The following is a 23,577-nucleotide window of genomic DNA, read 5'->3' on the forward strand; positions in this document are numbered from 1 at the left end:
TATTTGAGTGATATATAACCTTTTGTTTTTTCCGAACGCGAGATCACTGCGGGTTTAAATGGGGCTGTGCTAAGCTAGCTAACAGTTTCAATCGGCGCTCGGTATTCCCAATTTGTTTACTGTTTATCACTCCAACCAAGTTGACGTTCTTAAATCACTCCTTGTCGAACTGATTCGAATCAGTCCGCTGGAAAACCCGTTCGAAAAAGAACAAATTCTGGTTCAAAGTCCAGGCATGTCCCAGTGGCTAAAAATGGAATTGGCCAAAGAGTTTGGTGTTGCCGCGAACATTGATTTTCCGCTCCCTGCGACTTTCATTTGGGAAATGTTTACGCAGGTATTGCCAGACGTGCCAAAACGCAGTGCGTTTAACAAAGAAGCGATGACGTGGAAGTTGATGCATTTGCTTCCGGGGCTTCTCAACCAAGAGGTGTTTTCGCCGTTAGCGCAGTACCTCAAAGATGACATTGACCACTCTAAGCTGTATCAGCTGGCTGAGAAAATTGCCGATATTTTCGATGGTTACTTGGTGTATCGTCCGGAATGGATCGCAAGTTGGGAAGCTGGGCAGAGTGTGCCAGAGCTGGAAGATGAGCATCCGTGGCAGCCGATCTTATGGCAAGCGTTGTATGATCACACTGTGTCATTAGGACAGTCTCCATATCACCGTGCCAACCTTTATGAGCACTTTATCGACACGTTAGAGAGTTTTAACGGCAATTTTGACCATTTACCCAAGCGTTTGTTTGTTTTTGGCATTTCTTCGTTGCCGCCTCGCTATATGGATGCGCTAAAAGCAATTGGTGAACACATCGACGTGCATCTGATGTTCACCAACCCGTGTCGTTATTACTGGGGTGAAGTTCGAGATCGCAAATATCTGGCTCGTTTGGCGGCGAAACATCGTCAGCACGTTGTGTGGCAGGACGATCACTCGGAAGTGCAAGGTGAAACTGAGCAACTGAAAGGATCACTGGAAGATAATGTGATCGATGAGCTGCACACCGATGTGGTCGGAAACAGTCTGTTGGCATCCATGGGTAAACTCGGGCGCGACAATATGTATCTGTTGTCTCAGCTGGAATCTCATGAAATTGAAGCCTTTGTTGATGTTGAGCGCGACAGTCTGCTCCATCAATTGCAAGCGGATATTCTCAATCTTGAAGAACATCAAGATGACCAACAGATTGAAAACAGTCATCACAAACAAGTGGTTAGCTTGGGTGATAAATCACTGAGCCTACACGCTTGTCACAGCCCGATGCGTGAAGTGGAAGTGCTGCATGATCAACTGTTGGCGATGTTCGATGCTGACCCAACGTTAAAACCGCGCGATATTATCGTGATGGTCGCGGACATCAACGCTTACAGCCCTGCGATTCAGGCGGTCTTTGGTAACGCGCCGGGTGAGCGTTTTATTCCATATTCGATTTCTGACCGAACCGCCGATCAAGAGAGCCCAATTCTGGCCGCATTTATGCAGTTGGTGAACTTACCCAATACGCGCTGTTTGGCATCAGAACTACTCGAACTTCTGGAAACTCCGGCGATATTAAAGCGTTTTGAACTCAGCGAAGGTGATTTCTTACAAGCTAAACAATGGGTTGAGGAATCGGGAATTCGCTGGGGATTGGACGCCAATACCGGACGCGAATTTGAACTGCCGGAAACCCGTCAAAACACATGGCAATTTGGTATTCAACGCATGTTGCTTGGCTACGCGATGCCAGAATCCGCAGGTTTGTTTGAAACCGAGCAAGGCAGTTTGTCTCCGTACAACGAAGTGCAAGGCATGGGCGCAGAGCTGGCGGGCAAGTTGGCACACTTTATCCAACAAATTAGCACTTATCGAAGCAAACTTTCTCATGTTCAAACTATCGATGGTTGGCGAGAGACTTTGGTTTCACTGCTGGATGACTTCTTCTCAGTTGAGTTAGAAGGCGAAATGGCGCTCAAATCCATTCGCGATACGCTCAGCCAACTCAAAGAGCAGTTAGCTGATGCCGCATTTGATGATGCGTTATCGCCGTCGATCATCAGCCAATACCTTCAAAATAAATTATCTGGCACACGAGTCAGCCAGCGCTTCCTGGCTGGTCAAGTGAACTTTTGTACCCTGATGCCGATGCGCTCTATTCCGTTTAGAACCGTTTGTCTACTGGGGATGAATGACGGCGTGTACCCACGCTCCATGCCGCCAGAAGGCTTTGACTTGATGACCGGAAGAACCAAACCGGGCGACCGTTCGCGTCGAGATGATGACCGTTACCTATTCCTCGAAGCAATGCTATCGGCACAGCAAACGCTCTACATCAGTTATGTTGGCCGTTCAATCCAAGACAATACCGAGCGAGTACCTTCGGTTCTGGTTTCTGAGCTGATGGAATACTGCCACCAAAACTATTGTTTAAGTGGTGATGAAGCGTTGCCCGTTGATGAGTCTGGCGACAACTTATTAAATGCGTTGGTGAATACCCACGCCATGGTGCCGTTTAGCCCAAGTGCGTTTCAAGGCATGCACGCCAGCTACGCGAAAGAGTGGATTCCAGCGGCATTAACTCAAAGTAGTCAATCGCAAGGCTATGTTCGTCGTGATTTTAATCGGGCATTAGACGACTATCTGTTAGGAGCGACGTTCCCACTTGAGCTCGACTTAGTCGAGTTGCAACGTTTCTGGCGCTTACCTGTGCAGTATTTTTTCAATCGTCGTTTAAAAGTAATCTTTGAACCGCCACTACCGGTGATGGAGGACGACGAACCCTTTGTTTTAGGTGGTTTGGAGAGCTATCAAATGCGTGATGAGCTGTTAGAAACCTTGCTTGAAACGACATTGATGCAGCCAGAGAAAAAAACAGAGGTACTTAAACACTTTATGAGTCAACAGCGCGCGCAAGGCAAACTGCCGGTGGGGGCGTTTGGTGATATCGAATTTGAAACTAACCGAGTTCAGGCGGAAGAGCTGGTGGATAAACTGGCGTTTTTATCTGGTGCGCCTCAAGACGATTTGGAAATCGACCTGACGTTTGATTCCTTGTTTGAGCGAAATGAAGGCGAAGAGAAAAACGTTCGCCTAACAGGTTGGCTGACTCAATGCTACCAATCCGGTTTGATTCGCTATAGAAGCGGTAAGATTCGCTCGCAGGATTACCTTGCTGCGTGGATCGATCACCTTGCCATGTCGGCGTCGGGTCATGCTAAGAAAACTCACATCATTGGTTACGATCGTAAAGAAGGCGCGCTGCATTTGATCTACCCAGAAATTGCCGATGCGCAGTATGCCAAACAGCTACTGACTGAATTAGTTCGCTTATTTTTCGAAGGCATGACTAAGCCTTTGCCTTATTTCCCGAAAACGGCGTTGGCTTGTGTTGAAGCGGGCTTTAGCCGCGGTCAGTGGGTAGATTACGAAGAGAAATCTTTGAAGAAAATGGCTGACGCATTCAATGATGGCTTCATGAGCCCGGGCGAAGGCAGTAATGCGTACATCTCTCGAATTTGGCCTGCTTGGAATGATGAGTTGGCCTCAGAAGTTCGTTTGCTGACAGCATTAGTACTGCAAGGTGCGCGCTTAGCGGTTCAAGACGCTGATGATGTAAAAGCGTAATAAAGACAGCTGGATAAAGAGAAGGAAGAGTAGGGTGGCCGCCAGAAAATCATTATTTTTTGTAGGGCGTTCGCTGTACGGCCACAAGGTCAGAGGGACCATGATACTTTTGTTTAATTCATTTGAGTTGTGCCGCCAAAAAGGTTTGGCTTATCTCGTGGGGCGCATACTAACGGTACGTCTTATGGATAACCGTGAGAAAGATCTCACAAAGCTCTAAATTATCCAACTTGTTAAACATATTAATAGAATTTTTAACTATAGATCACATTTATTAGGTGATACGTCCTAGTAAATAATCCGGAGAGATTCAGCGTTATGGATCAAATGTCAGGTGCAGAGTGTCCTCTACATACGTTAGACCGCACAGAGCAACCTCAACCAACGCCACTAGAACCGATGACGTTTCCTCTGCACGGTGCGAGGTTAATCGAGGCATCAGCAGGTACAGGTAAAACCTTCACTATTGCAGGTTTATATCTGCGTCTTTTGCTTGGTCATGGCAGCGCGGAAACTCGACATCGCGTACCGCTTACGGTCGACCAAATTCTGGTTGTAACCTTTACCGAAGCGGCAACTGCGGAATTACGCGATCGTATCAGGGCAAGAATCCATGATGCGCGAATCGCGTTTGCGCGTGGACAGAGTTCCGACCCGGTGATCCAACCTTTGCTTAATGAGTTTGACGATCACAAGCAAGCCGCAGAAATTTTATTGCAGGCAGAGCGTCAGATGGACGAGGCGGCGGTCTACACCATTCACGGTTTTTGCCAACGTATGCTAACGCAAAATGCGTTTGAATCTGGCAGCCGATTTAATAACGAGTTTGTGACCGATGAAAGTCACCTAAAAGCGCAAGTTGTAGCCGATTACTGGCGTCGCAATTTCTACCCGTTGCCATTTACGTTGGCTGGAGAAATTCGCCAGCTATGGGGCTCTCCATCTGCGTTGTTGTCTGACATCAGCAATTACTTAACTGGTGCGCCGTTAAGCCTTTCTGTTCCAGCAATGAAAGGCAGTTTGGCTGATCTTCATACTGAAAATTTGAAAAAAATTGATGAATTAAAAGCACAGTGGCGAGAAAGCCAAGATGACTTCTTAACGCTAATTTCAGATTCAGATATTAACAAACGTAGCTATACCAAAAAGTCTCTGCCGACGTGGTTGGAGGCGGTAAACGCTTGGGCGGCAACGGAAACTACAGGTTACGATTATCCAGACAAGCTGGAGAAATTCGCGCAAAACGTCTTGTTGGAAAAAACACCGAAAGGCAGTGCGCCGCAGCATGCGGTATTTGAAGTCATTGAAACATTTCTTGCCAACCCAATCAGCTTAAAAGCGCCACTGCTTGCTCATGCGATTGAACATTGTCGTGTGATGCTGGCTAACGCGAAAAATCAAAAACAGTGGCTCTCTTTCGATGATTTGTTGACACAACTTTCTGCTTCTATCGATACGGACGAAAGCGAGCTTTTAGCTGCGCGTATTCGTACTTTGTATCCTGTCGCAATGATTGACGAGTTCCAAGATACCGACCCGCTTCAATACAGTATTTTCAGCCGTATTTATCTGAACAACCCGGAATGTGGTTTGTTTATGATCGGGGACCCCAAGCAGGCGATTTATGGCTTTCGTGGCGCAGACATTTTCACTTATATCAAAGCGCGTAACCAAGTAAGTGCCCACTACACGTTAGGAACCAACTGGCGTTCTAGCGCAGATATGGTGCAGGCGGTAAACCAAGTATTTGCTTTGCCAGACAGTCCATTTATCTATGATTCGGATATTCCGTTTTTACCCGTTAAGTACAGTCCCAATGCCGAAAAACGCATTTGGACTATGGGTGGCCAAAAGCAACCAGCGCTGACTTATTGGTTGCAAGAAGCGGACGATAAACCGCTACCAAAAGGCGAGTATTTGACTCGAATGGCAGAGGCGACCGCAAGCCAAATCCAAACCATTTTGACGCAGGCTCAACAGGGGCAAGCGTGTCTGGTGAATGGCGAAAAACAGAAAGCGGTTCAAGCGGGCGATATCGCGGTGTTGGTTCGAACAGGTAGTGAAGGTCGAATGGTCAAACAAGCGCTGGCAGACCAAGGCATTGCCAGCGTGTATCTGTCTAACCGAGACAGTGTGTTTACCAGTTCGGTGGCGCAGGATTTACAGCGTTTGCTGCAAGCGGTGCTGACTCCAGAAAATGACCGTGCGCTGCGTGCAAGTCTTGCTTCTGAGCTGTTTGCCCTCGACGCAGCAAGTTTGGATGCACTTAATAACGATGAAGTGGTGTGGGAAAACGCCGTAAACGAATTCAAAGAATATCGCAAACTTTGGGTTCAACGTGGTGTGCTGCCGATGTTGCGCGCGGTGATCAGCAAACGCCATATTGCCGAGCGATTACTAGAAGAAGGTGCTAGTTCACAGGGTGAGAATGGTGAGCGAGTACTTACCGATTTAATGCACATCGGTGAACTGCTTCAACAAGCCAGTAATGAACTGGATAGCGACCACGGTCTGCTGCGTTGGCTCGCTCAGTCTATCAGTGATGCGGAAAACGGTTTGGGTGGCAGTGATGACCAAATCCAACGTTTAGAATCGGAACGTAACTTAGTGCAGATCGTAACTATTCACAAATCAAAAGGCTTGGAGTATGACCTCGTGTTTCTGCCGTTTGTATTCAGCTATCGAGAAGCCAGTGAAGCCAAATATTACGATGCAGCCAATGACCGCACGGTACTGGATATCACTGGCAACGATGCGTCCATGAAGCAAGCGGATAAAGAGCGTTTGGCGGAAGACTTACGCTTGATATACGTGGCACTAACGCGTGCTGTGTATGCGTGTTTTATTGGAGCCTCGCCTTTGCGCAATGGTCGTTCGACCAAAGAGCCAACTGGCGTACACCGCAGTGCGATTGGCTATTTGATTCAGAATGGTCAAGAAGGTGGCATTAACGATTTGCACCAAGGTTTAACAAAGCAACAAGACGAGCTTGATTGTGTCGTCGTGGCCGATCCGCCGCAGAAACTCGAAGAGAAGTACGTAGCGCCACAAGAAGAAGTACACGATCTTAGTGCGAAAGAACTGCAAAACCCTATCGACAGAAACTGGCGCATCACCAGTTACTCTGGCTTGGTCAAGCAAGGCTCTCATCACGCCGAGCATGATGCCACGATTGAGATTACAGGTTTCGATATCGACTCATCTGAAGAACAAGACGAAGCGGATTTGGTGGAGCCAGAGCGTTCGATTTTTACCTTCCCTCGTGGTGCGCGTCCGGGTACGTTCCTGCACAGCCTGTTTGAGGAAATTGAATTTACTCAGCCAGCCACGACGGAAGAGAATACACAAATCATCCTTGGCTTGATGGAAAGCGAACAGCTCGATGAAGAGTGGTTGCCCATTTTACAGCAATTGATTGATACCGTACTCGCAACGCCGTTGGATGGTAAGTCTTTGCTGCTGAATCAAAAAGCACCGTCGCAACGTTTGGTGGAGATGGAGTTTTTGCTGCCGATTGAAGTTTTGTCTGCACCGGCGTTAAACCGAGTCATTCAACGTCACGATCCGTTGTCGGCGAAAGCGGGGGATTTAGGTTTCCAAACCGTGCAAGGCATGCTCAAAGGTTTTATCGACTTGGTGTTTGAACATCAAGGTAAATACTACGTGCTTGACTGGAAATCGAATCATCTTGGCGACGATGTGACGAGATACCATGGTGAGGCTCTGAAATCGGCGATGGCGGATCACCGCTACGATTTGCAGTACCAGATTTATGCGTTAGCACTGCATCGTTTCCTACGCAGCCGATTGGCGAATTATCAATATGAGCAGCACTTCGGTGGCGTGTATTACTTGTTCTTGCGCGGCATGGATGGGCAGAGTGACCACGGCATTTTTGCCGCGAAACCAACTTTCGAGTTCTTACAAGAGATGGATCGTTTGATTGATGGTCAAGCACTCGAAACGCGCTCAACTCAAGCCGGGCAGATGGAGCTACTTTAATGACGACAAATCACAATCTTCATTCTGACCAAGATAGCCTATTGGTAGTGTTGGAACGCTTGGCGCACAAAGGTGCTATTCGTCAGCTCGACTACCAATTCGCCTGTTTTATTGATTCTCAAACGCATGATGAACAGTCGGATAGTCAAGCATTGGCGTTTATCGCTGGTGTTGTCAGTAGTGAGCTCGGCAAAGGACATATCTGTCTGTCTCTGTTCGATGCACAAGGGCAATCTGCGGATTTAGCCAGTAAGTTAGGGCTGTTTGGTGAGTCGGCATTGGCGCTCAACACACAGTTGCAAGACATAGACTGGATTCAAGTATTAAAAAATTCCACCGTGGTCGGCGCGCAAGGAGAAGCCTTGCCGCTGATGTTCGATGGCGAGCGTCTGTATCTGCACCGCTATTGGCATTATGAAGTGACACTGGCGGAAAAGCTCAATCAGTTGGGCGCCCCAGTTAACTTGCAACCACAAGAGTTTGTGCGATTATCCGAGTTGCTCAACCATCTGTTCGCACGCCAATACCATTTTCTGTTTAACGTGTTGGGCAAAGCAGTAGAATCGGGAAGCAGCAACCAAGTGTTACGTCAACAATTGGTGTGTGATCACCTTGATGTGGTCGCAAGCGAATCGTTGGATTGGCACGCCATTGATTCCGTGCTTAGCAATGCGCGCAAGGTTCAGGATTTGCATCAACTGGATGAGCTGGTGCCACTTTCAGCTTGTGTGAACTGGCAAAAAGTCGCGGCGGCGGTTGCGTTAACTCGTCGATTTGCTGTGATTTCTGGTGGCCCTGGTACGGGTAAAACGACGACAGTAACCAAATTGCTTGCTGCTTTGATTGAACAGGCGACACACGAGAAAAATCTGACCATTAAGCTGGTGGCCCCGACGGGGAAAGCGGCGGCGCGATTAACCGAGTCCATTGGTAAAGCAGTGCAAGAACTGCCAGTTTCTCCGGAGCTAAAAGCCAAAATTCCGACTGAATCGAGTACCTTACATAGGTTGCTGGGCGCGATTCCTAATAGCGCAGAATTTCGTCACAACAAGCAAAATCCACTGCATTTGGATATTTTGGTTATCGATGAAGCGTCGATGGTCGATTTACCGATGATGTACAAAGTGGTCGATGCCTTACCGAAACATGCGCGGCTGATTTTGTTAGGTGATAAAGACCAACTTGCCTCAGTTGAAGCTGGGGCAGTGTTGGGTGATATCTGTTCGTTCCATGCATTGGGTTATGGCAAAGAGCAGGCGTCAGCCATCGCAAAACTGACGGGTTTCGATACTTTAGCCCATACAGGTACCAGTGCATCTAGCATTGCTGATAGTTTATGTATGCTGCAAAAGAGCTACCGATTTGACGCTCGCTCAGGCATTGGTCAGTTGGCAAAAGCGGTTAACTCAGGTTCTGCTGCGAGCGTAGATAACGTCTGGGCGCGTGACTTTTCTGACATCGAACATTTCGCGCTAAGTAGTCAACATTACAACCAAATGATGCAGACGTTGGTGCAGGAATACGGTCGTTACCTCAAACGCATTGGACAACAGGAAACTGATCCTAAAACCGGAGAGCTAGAGTCGCTAACGCACAAAGTCAAAGCGGTGTTAGATACCTTCAACCAATGCCGATTGCTGTGCGCGATCCGTGAAGGTGACTTCGGTGTGGCTGGGCTAAACCAACGCATCGAGAAAGCGCTCGCGGCGCGCAAGTTCATTCAAGTTCAGGATGAAATTTGGTATCACGGCAGACCCGTCATGGTTACGCGTAATGATCACGGTTTAGGTTTGTATAACGGTGATATTGGTATTTGCATGCGAGATGACAGTGAAGAAGAACCGCGTTTGAAAGTCTTTTTTGAGTTACCTGACGGCAGTGTGAAATCGGTCTTGCCAAGCCGAGTACCTGAACATGAAACGGCTTACGCTATGACCATCCATAAATCGCAAGGCAGTGAATTTGATTACACCCTGATGATTTTGCCACCAGACTTTAGCCCGATATTAACCCGTGAGTTGATTTACACAGGCATTACCCGCGCGAAAAAGCGTTTAGCTCTTTACGCCGAACTTAATGTTCTGAAGCGAGGCATTAAGGTGAAAACCACTCGTGCGAGTGGGTTAGTACAGCGGCTTACTAACTAAAACAAGAAGACCGAGCTTATGGCTCGGTCTTCTTTTATGCATGTTTTGCAAACGCATTGGTAAAAGACACGCTGCGTATTTTGTATTGCTGTTGATAAGCAAGAATAAAATCTCGGATAGCGTCATTTACGGGGAAAACACAGTGGACGTCTAGGCCTTCTAAAAACTGATTGTCAGCCATATCCCAGAAGCTTTGAAGCGAATTACAAATGATTGTTCTCATAACAGTGCTCGTCTCGGCTTATTTAAAGTCAGATTAACAACTGTCCTTGGTGTGCAATACGGAGCTAACTAGTTTTTCAATTGCCCAGTATTTTAGGGTGAAGGCTACATTACATCACCTAGATCCATTCGTATTGGTTAAAAACCAATCACTAGCGAGCAGAGTATAGCCAACCAAATGTATATTTAAAAGATAAAATTGGAACGAAAATCAAGCAATGGTTTGCGCATTTCTAAGTTGGGTTTACATGATGACCCGCTAGTCCGGAGTAGGGTTTATGTGTGGCCTTACTCCTAAACAAACTCGTTCCTAAACAAGCTCGATGTGCAGGGTTGAGCGTCAATGAACTGAATCCTGCCCTTTGAGGTTAGTTGGTATAGTGGAACGTTAAGTTTCGCTCCCTGATTTAAGGTTAAGCTATAAATCTAACGCTAAGATTTTGGACTTACGCTGGAAGTTATATAACCCTTGTTTGGCTCCAGGCAAATAGTCGACACTGACTTCGTAAAAACCTTGCTCTCTGAACCAATGCAAACTGTGTGTCGTGAGGACAAAAATTTGATCAATGGTTTCGGATTTAGAACGATGTTTCATGTAGTTGAGCAGTAACAAACCTCGGTTTCCATCACGATAGTCAGGGTGAATCGCTACGCAAGCCATCTCAGCTTTACGCTCTTCTGGGTATGGATAAAGGGCAGCACAGCCAATAATCAAACCGTCTTTTTCGATGATGGTAAATTTTCCAATCTCTTGCTCTAGCTGCTCTCGAGAGCGCCTAACGAGTACACCTTGTTCTTCTAAAGGACGAATGAGGTCTAAGATACCGCCAATATCGTCAATATTAGCTTGCCTCACTTGTTCAGCGCTCGCCATAACGACTTGGGTTCCGATACCGTCGAAAGAGAACAACTCCTGAATTAAGGCGCCATCTACTTTATAACTGATCAAGTGGCTACGAGGTACTCCGGCACGGCAAGCTGCAATAGAGCCTTTAAGAAAGCGCAGTGTTCCTGTGTTGTAATCTAGATCAGGAGACGTATTTTCAGAGAGCGTTTTGATGACATGCTCCGCCTCAATTGGCAGTAACTCGGCGACAGCATTGCCGTTGTCATCAATGACACCTTGTTCGGAGCAAAAACCAATCAGCTTATCCGCACCCAGCTTTATCGCTAGTTGGGTGGCGACTTCTTCAGAAAGTAAGTTAAAGCACTCGCCAGTCACAGAGCTAGCAATGGGACCTAGCAGAACAATTGAACCTTGATCAAGAGTGCGGTTGATAGCATCGGTGTCAATGCGGCGAATGCGTCCACTATGGCAATAGTCCACACCATCATCAACGCCGAGTGGCTGAGCAATGATGTAGTTTCCGCTAACGACATTGAGCTGGGTGCCTGCCATCGGAGTGTTGTTGAGGCTCATTGATAGGCGCGCAGTAATCGCAAGTTGAAGTTGTCCGGCAGCTTGCATAACAACAGATAAAGCCGATTCATCCGTAATGCGGATATTTTTGTGGTAAGGCGTAGTGAGGTCTTGTTTTTCTAGCTGCTGATTAATTTGAGGACGTGCACCATACACCACCACGACTTTTATTCCGAGGCTGTGCATGAGTGCGATATCATTAATAATATTGCCAAAATTTTTGTGTGCGACGGCTTCTCCGCCCAGCATGATCACCATGGTTTTTCCGCGGTGAGCATTGACATAAGGTGTTGATTGACGGAATCCTTTTACGAGAGCAGTACTACGAATTTTCACTACAGCCATTCCTTTGTTTAATTATGTTAAAATAATGCCTTTTTATTCACTTGGTGGCAAGGTGAAATTTTGGAATAAAGCACAAACATATTGAGGTAGGTTCTTGGTCCCGTTAAGAGGGAAGGTTACAATGGTGGCGTCTTTCCTCAATACGTGAACCTCATGTCTTCTGCTGTTAATAAGAATGCTGCGATCACTGCTTCCAATCTGTCAAAAACGTCATCTAAATCAATGTTTCGTAAGTGGCTAGAGCGTTCTCTCATGCTTATAGCGATAGTTGGAACCGTTGTCGTGTGCATGCTGTATAGTGATTTGATTACTCGAACCATTAATCCGCCCATTCCCAAATCGACAATTTATGGTCGCTGGGTTGAGCAAGATGTTGCGCCTTATGCTCGTGAAGAATTTGTGTTGAGTGAGCGCGGTGTTACCGTAAATGGTTCTACAGTGGCGACCAGTTTTGAATTCGATGGGGATTCGTTTTCGTATCGAGTGGGTTCAAATGAGCGGCACTTCAATTTTGTGGGTAAGCAGCATGCAGAAATGAAGCTGGATGCTAATGCACATTATCTACCTGTATTCCGTTTAGAGGGGCGTGCAAGGATTGCGGTAAGATAGTCGTTTTTATTATTGTCTCTTAAGCTGACAGCTTTTTCGTCTGTGAGTCACATGGATGATCACAACTTCATCTCTCAATCAGTAAATTTTACTTTCAAACATAATCCGGACAATTCCGTAATTCTTCCGCTGTTATCATGTTGCATTAACTGAATGAATTTACAACGAGTAAACGGATTGGCTTAGCGTTGAAACATTTTGTCGTTGCTTTTCAATTGCGTCGTATTCATTTGTTTGCCATCCTTTTGCTATTCTCTTTTACGGAAAAGACACGTGTTAAAAAAACTCCTTCCTATTATCTCTTTGAGCCTACTCTTTGGCTGTGCTCAACAAAATGATCGTGCTCAGCAATATCTTGATGGTGAGTTTCCTCAGCTCCTCAATAAAGTGGATGTGGTTGAGTCTAACAAACCACGCGATTTTACTGAATTTAACAAGCAAGCTGAGCAAGTGGTGATAAAGTCACCATCCATGGCGAAGATATACCAACCGCTATATCAACGATTAAGTGAGTGGGCGCAACAGAGCGGAGATACCAGTGCGTTGAGTGCGTTTGGCATTCAAGCCGCGCAATTGGGTGGTGGTGATAAAAAAGGTAATGTGCTGTTTACCGGATACTTTTCTCCCGTGATGGAGCTGCGTCATACACCAAACGACATTTTTAAGTACCCAGTTTATGGCAAGCCAAACTGCTCATCAGATTGTCCGACTCGTGCGGAGATCTACAACGGGGCATTAGATGGCCAAGGTTTAGTGCTAGGTTATGCGCCTAACCGTATTGACCCGTTTATGATGGAAGTGCAGGGCAGTGGCTATGTGCATTTTGAAGATGATGATACGTTGGAGTACTTCGCGTACGCAGGGAAAAATAATAAAGCTTACGTTAGTATTGGCCGCATTTTGATTGAACGTGGTGAAGTGCCGCGTGAAAAAATGTCTCTCAAAGCGATTAAAGAGTGGGTAATGGACAACGACGACGCAACAGTACGCGAGTTGTTGGAGCAAAACCCTTCTTACGTTTTCTTTGCGCCAAAATCGGAAGCGCCAGTAACGGGGTCGGCTGGTATTCCTTTGTTGCCAATGGCCGCGGTCGCGGGTGACCGTTCTATCTTACCAATGGGCACACCAATCTTGGCGGAAGTACCATTGCTGAATGCGGATGGTACGTGGAGCGGTGCTCATCAACTGCGAATGCTGATCGTTTTAGACACTGGTGGTGCGGTAAAACAGAACCATTTGGATCTGTATCATGGCATTGGTGCGAGAGCAGGAACGGAAGCAGGGCACTACAAGCATTTTGGTCGAGTTTGGAAACTTGGGCTGGAAAACTCACCAACTCAAGCGCCTTGGGCTTTGCCGCCAGAAAAGCTACAATAGCCATCCAAGAAAGAGGAACCGCCTCTTATCTAGACATTTCATCAAAGAGTGCGTATAAATCGCACTCTTTGTTTTTCTATCGATCATCTGGACTTCAATATGCGTGAACTCGATACCCCAGCATCTGACAGCTACAATCAACGCTTTGGCGGCACTCGTCGTCTTTATGGCAACAGTGAAGTGGACATTCTTCGCGCTGCACACGTTTGTGTTATTGGTATTGGTGGCGTGGGTTCATGGGCGGTCGAAGCGCTGGCCCGTACTGGGATCGGTGAGTTGACTCTGATTGATATGGATGATGTTTGTGTCACGAATATTAACCGCCAAATTCATGCGATGACGGGCACCGTTGGCCAAAGCAAAATTGAAGTGATGGCCGAGCGTGTCAAATTGATCAACCCAGAGTGTAAAGTCAATCTGATTGATGATTTCATCACGCCAGACAATCAACATGAGTACTTAAGCAAAGAGTTTGATTACGTGCTAGATGCGATTGACAGCGTAAAAGCGAAGGCGTCTTTGTTGGCGTATTGCCGCAGCAACAAGATCAAAGTGATCACCACGGGGGGCGCTGGTGGTCAGGTTGACCCAACGCAGATCATGGTCGCTGACTTAACGAAAACGATCCAAGATCCTCTAGCGAAGAAAATCAAAGACACCTTGCGTCGTCATCATAACTTCCCTAAGAATCCGGCTCGTAAGTTTGGTATTGATTGCGTGTTTTCAACCGAGCAGCTGAAGTACCCTCAAGCAGACGGTTCAGTGTGTGGTGTGAAGTCGACAGCGGAAGGTCCAAAACGTATGGATTGCGCTAGCGGTTTTGGTGCGGCGACTGTCGTAACTGCAACGTTTGGCTTTGTCGCGGTATCGCGAATCGTTGAGAAGTTGATTTCAAAATATAAGCAGTAAACTAGAAGAAGAGCGCATCATGACAGATTTTCCCGTTTCTCCATTTGGTACAGATATCACCAGCGAAGACATTGTAGCGACTATGCAGCAATTTCAAGGCTGGGAAGATCGTTACCGTCAGGTGATTCAGTGGGGTAAAAAGCTGCCACAAATGCCAGAAGAGCTGAAATCAGAACAAGTTACCGTTTCGGGTTGTGAAAGCTTGGTGTGGTTAGTGAGCCAAGAGCAAGATGGCGTTTGGCATTTTTGTGCGGACTCCGATGCGCGTATCGTCCGTGGATTGATTGCCTTGGTAATGGCAGCTTATGACGGTAAAACGGCCGATCAAATTCAAGCATTTGATATTGATGCTTATTTTGATCAGCTGGGGCTTGTCTCCCATTTAAGCCCGTCACGTGGTAATGGCTTGAAAGCTATTGTAGAGCAGATTAAGCAAGTCGCCGTGTAACGAGTTATTTTTCCAACTCTTAAAAAACGCCGAATAGCCTAGCTGTTTGGCGTTTTTTGTATCTGAGTTGAGATATTTTTTGCATATGGATAAAAAGTATGCAAATGGTCGACTATTTTAGCGTTAATTAACCATTCTATTGATCCTGGTTCATTATATTGCCCACTTGGTTTTTATAAACTCAATTGTATTTAAAATTTGTCTATATTAGATAATAGACATATGCCCCATCCGCTCCTATTCCCCAATGTGGAAACACACTTGGAAGCGATTGGGTTACTTAGATACAAATGCTAGGAACCTCCCTATATGCAATTCACCTTGGAACATGCGCAAGACGTGTTATCCGGAATGCCAGACCCCACTTTTATTCTGAGTGAAGATGGTATCTATATTGATGTTTTTGGAGGAACAGATAAAAAAGCCTATCACGATGGAAGCAATTTGATAGGTGAGACGCTGCACAGCGTACTCGAGAAAGATAAAGCTGACTGGTTTATCGAGCAGATCAATCGATCACTGAAACAAGACAGTATTGTGACGGTCGAGTACAAGATGTGCGCCGACAGCATTCAGGGAATAGATGCTAACAGTGGGCCAAGAGGCGACCTATACTACGAAGGCAAGATCTGCCCACTCGCTATAAAATACCGAGGTCGTCGCGTTGTCCTTATTCTTACACGCAACATCTCCAATCGCCACCGAGTTGAAACCCTTCTTCGCCATCAAAGCCAAATTGATGCTCTTACCAACATCTACAATCGACGTGTCTTTTTCGAAAAGCTCACAGAAGAGGTCATTAAAGCTCAAGAGCCGAACTATCACTCCGCGTTGTTATTGTTTGATTTGGACTTTTTTAAAGTCATCAATGATAAACGTGGTCATGATGCGGGGGATTATGTCTTAGAGACCTTAGCTGATTTGGTTTCTCACTTACTCGTCAAAGACGAAATTTTTGCAAGAGTCGGAGGGGAGGAGTTTGCGATTATTTTGCCAGAAACTTCTCTGTCGGCGGCGAAAGAGGTAGGAGAGGAAGTACGTTCCCACATTCAAAATTGTCAGTTCGAATTTGAAAAGATTGAAATTCCGGTCACGGTGAGTGTAGGCGTGGTGGAAATAGGCAGAAATGAAACCACCAAACGTTTGTATGCGCATGCAGATAAAGCGCTTTATGCTGCGAAAAGAAATGGCAGAAATTGCGTGGCGACTCTGGATAGGCAGATGGAGTAACCTTGTTGGTTACTCCAAATCAAACTGTTGGCGTTATAGCATGTCGACGGCTTTTTCTACGGCGGCGATGAGTCTATCCACATCTTCAGCCGTGTTATAAATACCAAAAGAAACGCGTACCGTGCCTTTAACGTTTAGCGCATCCATCAATGGGTGAGCGCAGTGGTGTCCTGCTCGTACCGCAATGCCTTGTTGATCGAGCAGCGTCGCCATGTCTTGGTGATGAACGCCGTCCATGACGAACGTCAGTACAGAGGCATTCGGTTGATAGCCTAGAATATGGATGTCATCCAAAGCGCTTAGTGCTTGGTAGGCCTTATCCTGAAGCACATGGAGATGAGTCTCTACTTCGTGATGGTCAAAACCTTGGTACCACTCAATGGCTTTCGCTAGAGCAATCGCGCCCGCAACGTTTGGTGTGCCCGCTTCAAATTTACCAGGAAGTGCAGAAAACGTCGTTTTTTCGAAAGAAACGCGTTCAACCATTTTACCGCCGCCGTGCCATGGTGGCATGGCTTCCAAAAGTTCAAGCTTGCCGTATAAAACCCCAATGCCTGCTGGTGCATAAAGTTTGTGACCTGAGAAAACGTAGAAATCGATATCTGATGCCGATAAATCAAGTTGCTCATGTACGATGCCTTGCGCGCCATCAACTACAACAACCGCGCCAACGTTGTGCGCCAGTTCAGTGATTTTTTCGATAGGTTGGCGTGTGCCTGTTACGTTGGTTATTTGTGCGCAAGCAACAATTTTACAGCGGTCAGACAGAAGCGCCTCAAATGCACTGATGTCGAACTGGCAATCTGATGTCATCGGAACTTTAATGACTTTAGCACCCGTTTGCTCTGCCACGATTTGCCAGGGCACGATGTTGGCGTGGTGCTCCATCTCGCTAATTAAGATCTCATCACCTGGTTGTAACGTGCTACGGGCGTAGGTTTGAGCAATTAAGTTCAGTGCTTCGGTTGCGCCCCGTGTCCAAATGATCTCTTTAGAGCTGTTTGCACCAATAAAGCTTGCCACTCGTTCTCGTGCCGCTTCAAATTGGCTGGTGGCATTAGCCGTTAAACTGTGGCTGCCACGGTGAACATTGGCATTTTGCGCACTGTAGTAATGACTGATGACATCAATCACACATTGCGGTTTTTGCGTTGTCGCTGCGCTATCTAGATACACTAAGGGCGTATCGTTGACGGATTGGTTTAGAGCAGGAAATTGCTCGCGTACAGCATTTACGTCAAACATTATTCTTCACCAAGCTTGTGGTAGTGCAGAGTAGGCAGAGGGATCATTGGTTCAGCAACTGACCATGCGTGTTTTTTACCTGAGAGTTGAATGATTACTTCCATCGCGAACTCTAAAGCTGTACCCGGACCTTGACTAGTGATCAGGTTGTGGTTGATATCAAAGGTCACGCGTTTGCTGCGCCACTTCTCTTCCGGGATATGTGACTGAAAGCTCGGGTGACAGGTCATCAGTGATTGTGGGAAAAGATCATGGTGTTGCAATACCAACGCCGGTGCTGCGCAGATAGCAGCGACCAATTTTCCCTCGTAGATGTGCTGCTTAAGGATTTCTATCATCACCGTGCTATCACGAAAAATTTCTGCACCACCAACACCACCAGAAAGCGCTATGGCGTCAAACTCATCATCAGCAATATCGACCAGTTTACAATCGGCTGTTAGTGTGACTCCGCGAGAAGCTTTCATCGTCAATGAGCCATCAAAAGCAGCACTCGCTACCGTAACGTCATAACCCGCGCGAACCATCATGTCGATAACGGTGACGGCTTCCATTTCTTCGGTGCCCGGAGCGATTGGCACTAAGATTTTCTTACTCATTGTTCTGTCCAGCTTTGTTCTATTTGTTTGATGCGTTGGTAAAGTTTTAAATTCTCAGGCGTATTGATGCGATGTTTCTCGGCAGCCTTTAACAAGTATCCGGTTATAAAATCAATTTCCGTTCGACGCTGATGGAATACGTCTTGTCTCATTGAAGAATAGTTCTCAGCTGTGGCGTTCACCACTTGCATTACCGTATCGAAAAGAGAGCGAAACTCGATAGCAATACCTTCTTTACTCATTACTTCAACCAGTTCTTGAGTGATGCTTTCGAGTTGTATCTTAAACTCGGGCTTCGCAAGTTCACCATTCTTACACTGGAGAATCGCAGTCAGTGGGTTAATCGCGCAGTTGATCGCTAACTTAGTCCATAACGCAGATTGGATGTGTGGATTCCAAATGGCCTCTGGAAGGGCATTATGCATAACATCTTTCAGAAAAGTGCACTGCATTCCTTTGTCATTATAACCACCCGCTTGCGTTGTTCCGTGACCGGTATGCAATACGTGTTGGTTATCTGGTTTGTATGCGCCGTGCGTTGTTGTTGCGAGCACTATCGGATTGTTTGGCACAACCTTCTCCAAGGCAGAGGCAGTACCCATACCATTGTGCATCAGCATGATAATCGTGTCTGTATTGATATGAGGGAGCAAAGGCTGAATGGCGTCTTCCACTTGCCAAGCTTTTACCGTGATCAAAATGAGGTCCGCTTGATTTACGGAGGAAATATCTTGATTACTGAATACGATTGCGGGTGTGTCATCCAACTGAAGTGGTTGTTGTCTCTCTGAACTTCTTCCCCACAATGAAACATTGTGCCCGGCAAGCTTAAATTTTGTTGCCCAGAGTGAGCCCACCGCACCTGGACCGAGGATAAGGATATTCACCAAACGCTCTCATTAAAAAGGTTTGCTGCAAGGATAATGAGGGAAAAAAGGAAAGCAAATAAAAATGGCGCCGAAAGGCGCCATTTTTGAGCAAACTTAGTGGTTCAATTAGAACTTGTAAGTTACAGCTAGGTAGTGGCTTACACCAGTCGATTCTAGCTCAACACCTGGAGCAACTTGTAGACCGTCTTTTACGCCATATACTTCTTTGTATGCTTTCAGGCCGTAACCAACCGCGAAGCGATCTGAGTGCCAGTAAATGCCGTTGAACATTGCACCACCGTTTGACGCGGTAGTACCAAATTTGTTACCAGCATCATCATCCATACCGAATTGGTAATCAATGTAACCTTGGTAAGAAATGAATGAACCATTGTCGAAGAAGTAGAATGGTTTGAACCAGTTAGTCGAGATTTGGAAACCGTTCCAACCTTTGTTGTTGCCATCGTAAGTGCTGTACAGGTTTAGGCCGATTTTACCTAACCAAGGAACCATTACATCAGAACCTAAACCGATTTTCTGGTTGTTTACACCACCGTTGTTACCGCCCCATTCCATTAGAGATGCAATGTATAGCTCTTGAACTGGACCGAAAGATAGGTCTTTACCAGTTACGGCATCTAGAGACATACGTGGTGCAAATTTCATGAACATCTTGTCAGGAGCGCCGTTCTCAATTGACTTATCTTGGTTATCTTTAGTCGCTAGGTTAAATACGTCTACGTAACCGTATAGGTCGAAAATACCAGAGCGACCGCCAAATTCCATTTCTAGGTAATCGTGAGCGTTGTCGTCAGCGCCTTTAACTCGTGGCATTTCATCAATTGAGTACATGTAGTTGAACTGCATCCACTTGTAATCGTTTTTGTGGATATCGCCGTCAGAGTAATCTGCCGCCATAACTGGAGCTGAAGTAGCCGCTAGAAGGCTAAGAGCTAAAAGTGATTTACGCATAAGGGGACTCTCTATGTTTGTAATGATTCAGAACACGCAATCTATGCTGCGCTTTCCAATTGGCGGGAATAATAGCGATAAAAATCCCAAATGAAAGTGATAAAGGGTGCAAAACTGAACGTTTTTGGTGAGTTGTGTCACGAAATTATCTTTATTTACGGAACTTTTTGTTTGTTGCATTTGATTGCAATAAATGTGTGATTTGGATCGTTTGCGTAAGCGATTTTATGACTTTTTAAGCCAGTCGATTAACCAACATAAATCGTTAGTGATCGGAGTGATAAGGGATTCGTATGTATCCGTGAATCAAAGAGGACGTTTGAATGAAAGAAGTCATGTTATTCCCACTCACTTCAGTTGTACTCCCTGAGGGTAAAATGAATCTGCGCATTTTTGAGCCACGATATAAGCGAATGGTAAAGGAATGCAGCCTACAAAATGTGGGCTTTGGAGTTTGCCTGGTAGGAAGTGAAGGTGACCCTAAAGACGTGGGTAACGTTTCATCTATCGGAACTTTGGTCAGGATCGTTGATTTTGAAACACTCAGTGATGGCCTTCTTGGTATTACAGTTGCTGGTGAGCAACGCTTTATTGTCAAACGCGTCCGTGCAGATGCGGATGGCTTACGTCATGCAGAGGTTGAATGGTTAGACAATTGGCAACATCTAGACAACTCACCAGATTTCTTCTTTTTAAGCCAGCAGTTATCCCATGTTTATGAAGAGTTTCCTCAACTTGGAAGCCTCTACCAGCATCGTTTTTACGATGACTCTGCTTGGGTTACTCAGCGTTGGCTTGAGTTACTACCCCTAGACTGCAATCTGTTCGAACAGCTAGTCGGCGCAGAGGACTGTATTCCTGCGTTGCAATTTCTGACAGAAGCCATAGAAGCCCCGACTAACCCCGACTAACAAAGAGGCAAGGATATGAAAGGATTTAATAAAGCTGCGCTAACTATTGTTGCGACATTAGGACTTGCGGCGTGTGGCTCCGACAGTGACACTATCGAGTATTCCAATTTACAAGCAGTGCACGCTTCTTCTGATGCGCCGCTTGCAAATGTGTGGATCAACGATAAACCATCTTTAACGAATGTTGATTATGGTGTGGGATCTGGCTACGTTAAATTGCGAGAGGGGATGAATTCGATTCAGGTCGATGTACAGCTCCCAGGTAATGAAACCGCGACCGTAGTACCTAAAACAGAACTAGATCTTGATTCCGACCTCAATTATAACGTGTTCGTTGTTGGCGATGCCGATGGTTCGCCAAACCCAGTTGAGCCTTTAGTTGTGACTCGCAGCGCCGATTCAATGGCTGATGCCAATAGTCTAGATGTTCAAGTTGTTCATGCAGCTTCAGGCGTTCCTGCTGTTGATCTTTATGTCACTGAGCCAGGTGTTGCTCTTGCTAGCGCGACTCCAATAACTAACCTTGCTTACAAAGCTTCTACCGACGTATTGAACATCCCAGCTGGTGAGTATCAAGTTCGACTTGCCGTAGGAGACAGCGTTGCTTTTGACTCGGGCAAAGTATCTCTTGCGGCTAACTCCAACTTGACGATTGCCGCTATCGGCACAGGAGATTCGAATAGCACGTCACCTGTCAAACTCTTGGTGTTGGACGGTTCGGGCTCTTCTATAATTGAAGATATGGGCAGCCAAGCTGAAGTAAGAGTCGGACACCTTGTCGATGGAGCGCCAGTCGTCGATGTTAACGTTAACGGGGCGGCCTTCGCTCCTCTTGCCGACTTAGCGTTCAAAGAGATTCGTGGTTATTTGGATCTTGCTGCTAGCGCTTACGATATTGACGTTTACGTGGATGGCACAACAACCAATCCGATCATAGATGTTGGCGGGTTAATGGTTGCAGGTGGAATGGATTACAGTGTTTATGCAGTCGGTGTTGTTAGCCCAGCGATTGATATCGAAGCTCTGGTTGTTGAAGATATGAGACGCGCTGTGGCGACTAGCGCGACATTGAATGTGACACACGCGGCGGCTAATCCTATAGCGGAAATGGTGGATATTTACCTCACTACGAGTGCAGGAATAGATGGAAGTGATCCAACTATTGCTAATTTTGCGTATAAAAATAGCGTACAAGGATTATATGTCGCTGAAGGTACATATTATGTAACGGTAACAGTGGCTGGTAACCCAAGTATTGTTGCGGTTGACTCAGCACCAGTCAATGTAATGAACGGTGTTGTGTACCAAGTCGTTGCCATTGATGATGGGAACAACGGTGGTTTCAACTTGTTGGTCGATGACGTGACCGATTAGGACGAATGGGAGGAGGAGACTCCTCCCACAAATTAAGGCCGATTATGATGAGTGATAGCCCGAAAAAACTGGGGCGCAGTGATTGGAACGATTACATGGATAAAGTGAAGGATCGAGACAAAGATGCGTTCGCTTTTGTATTCCGTTTTTACGCACCCAAGCTGAAGCAATTCGCTTACAAACATGTTGGTAATGAGCAAGTTGCTATGGAGATGGTGCAAGAGACCATGGCGACAGTTTGGCAGAAAGCGCACCTCTATGATGGTGAAAAGAGCGCGTTATCGACTTGGATATATACCATAATCCGAAACCTTTGTTTTGATCTGCTGAGAAAACAGAAAGGTAAGGAATTACACATTCATTCTGATGACATTTGGCCGTCAGAGTATTATCCACCTGATCTTGTTGATCACTATTCACCAGAACAAGATATGTTGAAAGAACAGGTGGTTAAGTTTTTAGATATATTACCGAAAAACCAGAGAGATGTTTTACAAGCGGTATATCTTGAAGAGTTACCTCATCAACAGGTCGCGGAATTATTTGATATACCCCTCGGTACCGTAAAATCCAGGCTGAGGCTTGCAGTAGAAAAGCTAAGGCATTCAATGCATACGGAGCAACTATGAACAAACACCCAGATAACAGCTTGTTAGAAGCATACGCTTCGGGAAGCATTGATGCAGTTTCTGGTCTTGTGGTCGCAACCCATTTAGAAACATGCACCAAGTGCCGAGCTTATGTGAACCAAGTCGAAGCAAGTCAAGCGAACATCGTAAGTGACATACCTTCTGAGTATGTTTCTGAATTTGACGACATGTTTAATGACATCATCAATGCGGAGCCAGCGACTGATAATATCGTGATCCGCGACTCTGCTGCTGTTAATGTGGCAGGAAAAAGTTTCGCTCTTCCTAAAACTCTAGCGCGTTTCTCTGACCTCGTAGGGTCATGGAGAAGTTACGGAGGCAAGGTTTTCAGTGCTCAGATTGACCTAGGGGAAGACGCTCGTGTCAGCTTAATGTACATCGGGGAAGATGTGCAAATTCCTCAACATACGCACAAAGGCCTGGAGTCTACATTGATCCTACATGGTGGATTTAGTGACGAGGATGGCCAATATGAAGAAGGCGATTTGATGATTAGAGACGCATCAGTGAAGCACAGCCCTTACACTAAGGCCGGAGAAGACTGCTTGTGTTTAACCGTATTGACTGAGCCGATGATCTTTACTCAAGGCGTGGCACGTATATTTAATATGTTTGGTAAAGGGTTATACCCATAGACCTCTTAT

Annotated in this window: 18 protein-coding genes; 12 read left to right on the plus strand and 6 right to left on the minus strand. The window is 46.2% G+C overall.

Annotated elements, in window-relative coordinates; all coding sequences use genetic code 11:
- Nucleotides 1–112 precede the first annotated feature (112 nt).
- The 3 genes from recC (at nucleotide 113) to recD (ending at nucleotide 9,753) form a co-directional block, all read left to right on the plus strand.
- Nucleotides 113–3,604 carry an exodeoxyribonuclease V subunit gamma gene (gene recC / locus R7F67_RS05865; RefSeq protein WP_258475969.1) on the plus strand — a complete coding sequence of 1,164 codons (3,492 nt, stop codon included), beginning with the start codon at nucleotides 113–115 and terminating at the stop codon, nucleotides 3,602–3,604.
- Between the two features lie 327 nt (nucleotides 3,605–3,931).
- The gene (gene recB / locus R7F67_RS05870; protein WP_172840025.1) at nucleotides 3,932–7,606 is read left to right on the plus strand and encodes an exodeoxyribonuclease V subunit beta; all 3,675 of its coding nucleotides are present in this window, start codon (nucleotides 3,932–3,934) and stop codon (nucleotides 7,604–7,606) included.
- The gene (gene recD, locus R7F67_RS05875) at nucleotides 7,606–9,753 is read left to right on the plus strand and encodes an exodeoxyribonuclease V subunit alpha (protein ID WP_318057099.1); all 2,148 of its coding nucleotides are present in this window, start codon (nucleotides 7,606–7,608) and stop codon (nucleotides 9,751–9,753) included. The genes recB and recD overlap by 1 nt, the downstream gene beginning before the upstream one ends.
- 34 nt (nucleotides 9,754–9,787) lie before the next feature.
- Here recD and R7F67_RS05880 read toward each other — a convergent pair whose 3' ends face one another.
- Both R7F67_RS05880 and argA read right to left on the minus strand, forming a co-directional pair.
- Nucleotides 9,788–9,976: a hypothetical protein gene (locus tag R7F67_RS05880; protein WP_005380230.1), complete on the minus strand. Its 189-nt coding sequence runs from the start codon at nucleotides 9,974–9,976 to the stop codon at nucleotides 9,788–9,790.
- Between the two features lie 417 nt (nucleotides 9,977–10,393).
- On the minus strand, nucleotides 10,394–11,731 hold the full coding sequence (gene argA / locus R7F67_RS05885) for an amino-acid N-acetyltransferase (RefSeq protein WP_086047007.1): 1,338 nt from the start codon (nucleotides 11,729–11,731) through the stop codon (nucleotides 10,394–10,396).
- A gap of 162 nt (nucleotides 11,732–11,893) precedes the next feature.
- Between argA and R7F67_RS05890 the strand changes: the two genes are divergently transcribed.
- The 5 genes from R7F67_RS05890 (at nucleotide 11,894) to R7F67_RS05910 (ending at nucleotide 16,313) form a co-directional block, all read left to right on the plus strand.
- Nucleotides 11,894–12,349: a DUF2850 domain-containing protein gene (locus R7F67_RS05890; RefSeq protein WP_054728413.1), complete on the plus strand. Its 456-nt coding sequence runs from the start codon at nucleotides 11,894–11,896 to the stop codon at nucleotides 12,347–12,349.
- A 273-nt stretch (nucleotides 12,350–12,622) separates the two neighbouring features.
- Nucleotides 12,623–13,726, plus strand: coding sequence for a murein transglycosylase A (gene mltA / locus R7F67_RS05895; RefSeq protein ID WP_086047006.1), 1,104 nt, complete (start codon nucleotides 12,623–12,625; stop codon nucleotides 13,724–13,726).
- 99 nt (nucleotides 13,727–13,825) lie between these two features.
- Entirely contained in the window at nucleotides 13,826–14,635 is an 810-nt protein-coding gene (tcdA, locus tag R7F67_RS05900) for a tRNA cyclic N6-threonylcarbamoyladenosine(37) synthase TcdA (protein WP_005391724.1), read from the plus strand.
- A gap of 19 nt (nucleotides 14,636–14,654) precedes the next feature.
- A complete protein-coding gene (gene csdE, locus R7F67_RS05905) occupies nucleotides 14,655–15,083 on the plus strand; it encodes a cysteine desulfurase sulfur acceptor subunit CsdE (protein WP_054728416.1) in 429 nt (142 codons plus the stop codon).
- A 309-nt stretch (nucleotides 15,084–15,392) separates the two neighbouring features.
- The gene (locus R7F67_RS05910) at nucleotides 15,393–16,313 is read left to right on the plus strand and encodes a GGDEF domain-containing protein (RefSeq protein ID WP_054728419.1); all 921 of its coding nucleotides are present in this window, start codon (nucleotides 15,393–15,395) and stop codon (nucleotides 16,311–16,313) included.
- Between the two features lie 33 nt (nucleotides 16,314–16,346).
- Here R7F67_RS05910 and csdA read toward each other — a convergent pair whose 3' ends face one another.
- From csdA to R7F67_RS05930, 4 genes are all read right to left on the minus strand, one after another.
- Nucleotides 16,347–17,558: a cysteine desulfurase CsdA gene (gene csdA / locus R7F67_RS05915; protein WP_054728421.1), complete on the minus strand. Its 1,212-nt coding sequence runs from the start codon at nucleotides 17,556–17,558 to the stop codon at nucleotides 16,347–16,349.
- Nucleotides 17,558–18,157, minus strand: a complete 600-nt coding sequence (locus R7F67_RS05920) for a DJ-1 family glyoxalase III (RefSeq protein ID WP_006742560.1) — start codon at nucleotides 18,155–18,157, stop codon at nucleotides 17,558–17,560. Before R7F67_RS05920 ends, csdA begins: the two co-directional genes overlap by 1 nt.
- Nucleotides 18,154–19,044 (minus strand): 2-dehydropantoate 2-reductase, encoded by an 891-nt coding sequence (gene panE, locus R7F67_RS05925; RefSeq protein ID WP_053306735.1) that lies wholly within the window; start codon nucleotides 19,042–19,044, stop codon nucleotides 18,154–18,156. Before panE ends, R7F67_RS05920 begins: the two co-directional genes overlap by 4 nt.
- A 108-nt stretch (nucleotides 19,045–19,152) precedes the next feature.
- The gene (locus R7F67_RS05930) at nucleotides 19,153–19,998 is read right to left on the minus strand and encodes an outer membrane protein OmpK (RefSeq protein ID WP_005391741.1); all 846 of its coding nucleotides are present in this window, start codon (nucleotides 19,996–19,998) and stop codon (nucleotides 19,153–19,155) included.
- 323 nt (nucleotides 19,999–20,321) lie between these two features.
- Between R7F67_RS05930 and R7F67_RS05935 the strand changes: the two genes are divergently transcribed.
- The 4 genes from R7F67_RS05935 to R7F67_RS05950 are packed head-to-tail and all read left to right on the plus strand — an operon-like array spanning nucleotide 20,322 to nucleotide 23,568.
- Nucleotides 20,322–20,909, plus strand: a complete 588-nt coding sequence (locus R7F67_RS05935) for an LON peptidase substrate-binding domain-containing protein (protein WP_258485516.1) — start codon at nucleotides 20,322–20,324, stop codon at nucleotides 20,907–20,909.
- Between the two features lie 15 nt (nucleotides 20,910–20,924).
- Nucleotides 20,925–22,283, plus strand: coding sequence for a DUF4397 domain-containing protein (locus R7F67_RS05940; RefSeq protein WP_053306734.1), 1,359 nt, complete (start codon nucleotides 20,925–20,927; stop codon nucleotides 22,281–22,283).
- A 44-nt stretch (nucleotides 22,284–22,327) separates the two neighbouring features.
- The gene (locus R7F67_RS05945; protein ID WP_017636022.1) at nucleotides 22,328–22,912 is read left to right on the plus strand and encodes an RNA polymerase sigma factor; all 585 of its coding nucleotides are present in this window, start codon (nucleotides 22,328–22,330) and stop codon (nucleotides 22,910–22,912) included.
- A complete protein-coding gene (locus R7F67_RS05950; RefSeq protein WP_005380256.1) occupies nucleotides 22,909–23,568 on the plus strand; it encodes a ChrR family anti-sigma-E factor in 660 nt (219 codons plus the stop codon). Before R7F67_RS05945 ends, R7F67_RS05950 begins: the two co-directional genes overlap by 4 nt.
- Nucleotides 23,569–23,577: the final 9 nt, after the last annotated feature.

The organism is Vibrio sp. YT-17, from assembly GCF_033337375.1.
Taxonomy (GTDB): Bacteria; Pseudomonadota; Gammaproteobacteria; order Enterobacterales; family Vibrionaceae; genus Vibrio; species Vibrio alginolyticus.

What these genes read in the sequence shown, in the direction of transcription:
- recB (WP_172840025.1), top strand. Translation starts at nt 3,932, where the DNA reads ATGTCAGGTGCAGAGTGTCCTCTACATACGTTAGACCGCACAGAGCAA.
- recD (WP_318057099.1), top strand. Translation starts at nt 7,606, where the DNA reads ATGACGACAAATCACAATCTTCATTCTGACCAAGATAGCCTATTGGTA.
- R7F67_RS05880 (WP_005380230.1), bottom strand. Translation starts at nt 9,976, where the DNA reads ATGAGAACAATCATTTGTAATTCGCTTCAAAGCTTCTGGGATATGGCT.
- R7F67_RS05890 (WP_054728413.1), top strand. Translation starts at nt 11,894, where the DNA reads ATGTCTTCTGCTGTTAATAAGAATGCTGCGATCACTGCTTCCAATCTG.
- tcdA (WP_005391724.1), top strand. Translation starts at nt 13,826, where the DNA reads ATGCGTGAACTCGATACCCCAGCATCTGACAGCTACAATCAACGCTTT.
- csdE (WP_054728416.1), top strand. Translation starts at nt 14,655, where the DNA reads ATGACAGATTTTCCCGTTTCTCCATTTGGTACAGATATCACCAGCGAA.
- R7F67_RS05910 (WP_054728419.1), top strand. Translation starts at nt 15,393, where the DNA reads ATGCAATTCACCTTGGAACATGCGCAAGACGTGTTATCCGGAATGCCA.
- csdA (WP_054728421.1), bottom strand. Translation starts at nt 17,558, where the DNA reads ATGTTTGACGTAAATGCTGTACGCGAGCAATTTCCTGCTCTAAACCAA.
- R7F67_RS05920 (WP_006742560.1), bottom strand. Translation starts at nt 18,157, where the DNA reads ATGAGTAAGAAAATCTTAGTGCCAATCGCTCCGGGCACCGAAGAAATG.
- R7F67_RS05930 (WP_005391741.1), bottom strand. Translation starts at nt 19,998, where the DNA reads ATGCGTAAATCACTTTTAGCTCTTAGCCTTCTAGCGGCTACTTCAGCT.
- R7F67_RS05935 (WP_258485516.1), top strand. Translation starts at nt 20,322, where the DNA reads ATGAAAGAAGTCATGTTATTCCCACTCACTTCAGTTGTACTCCCTGAG.
- R7F67_RS05940 (WP_053306734.1), top strand. Translation starts at nt 20,925, where the DNA reads ATGAAAGGATTTAATAAAGCTGCGCTAACTATTGTTGCGACATTAGGA.
- R7F67_RS05945 (WP_017636022.1), top strand. Translation starts at nt 22,328, where the DNA reads ATGATGAGTGATAGCCCGAAAAAACTGGGGCGCAGTGATTGGAACGAT.
- R7F67_RS05950 (WP_005380256.1), top strand. Translation starts at nt 22,909, where the DNA reads ATGAACAAACACCCAGATAACAGCTTGTTAGAAGCATACGCTTCGGGA.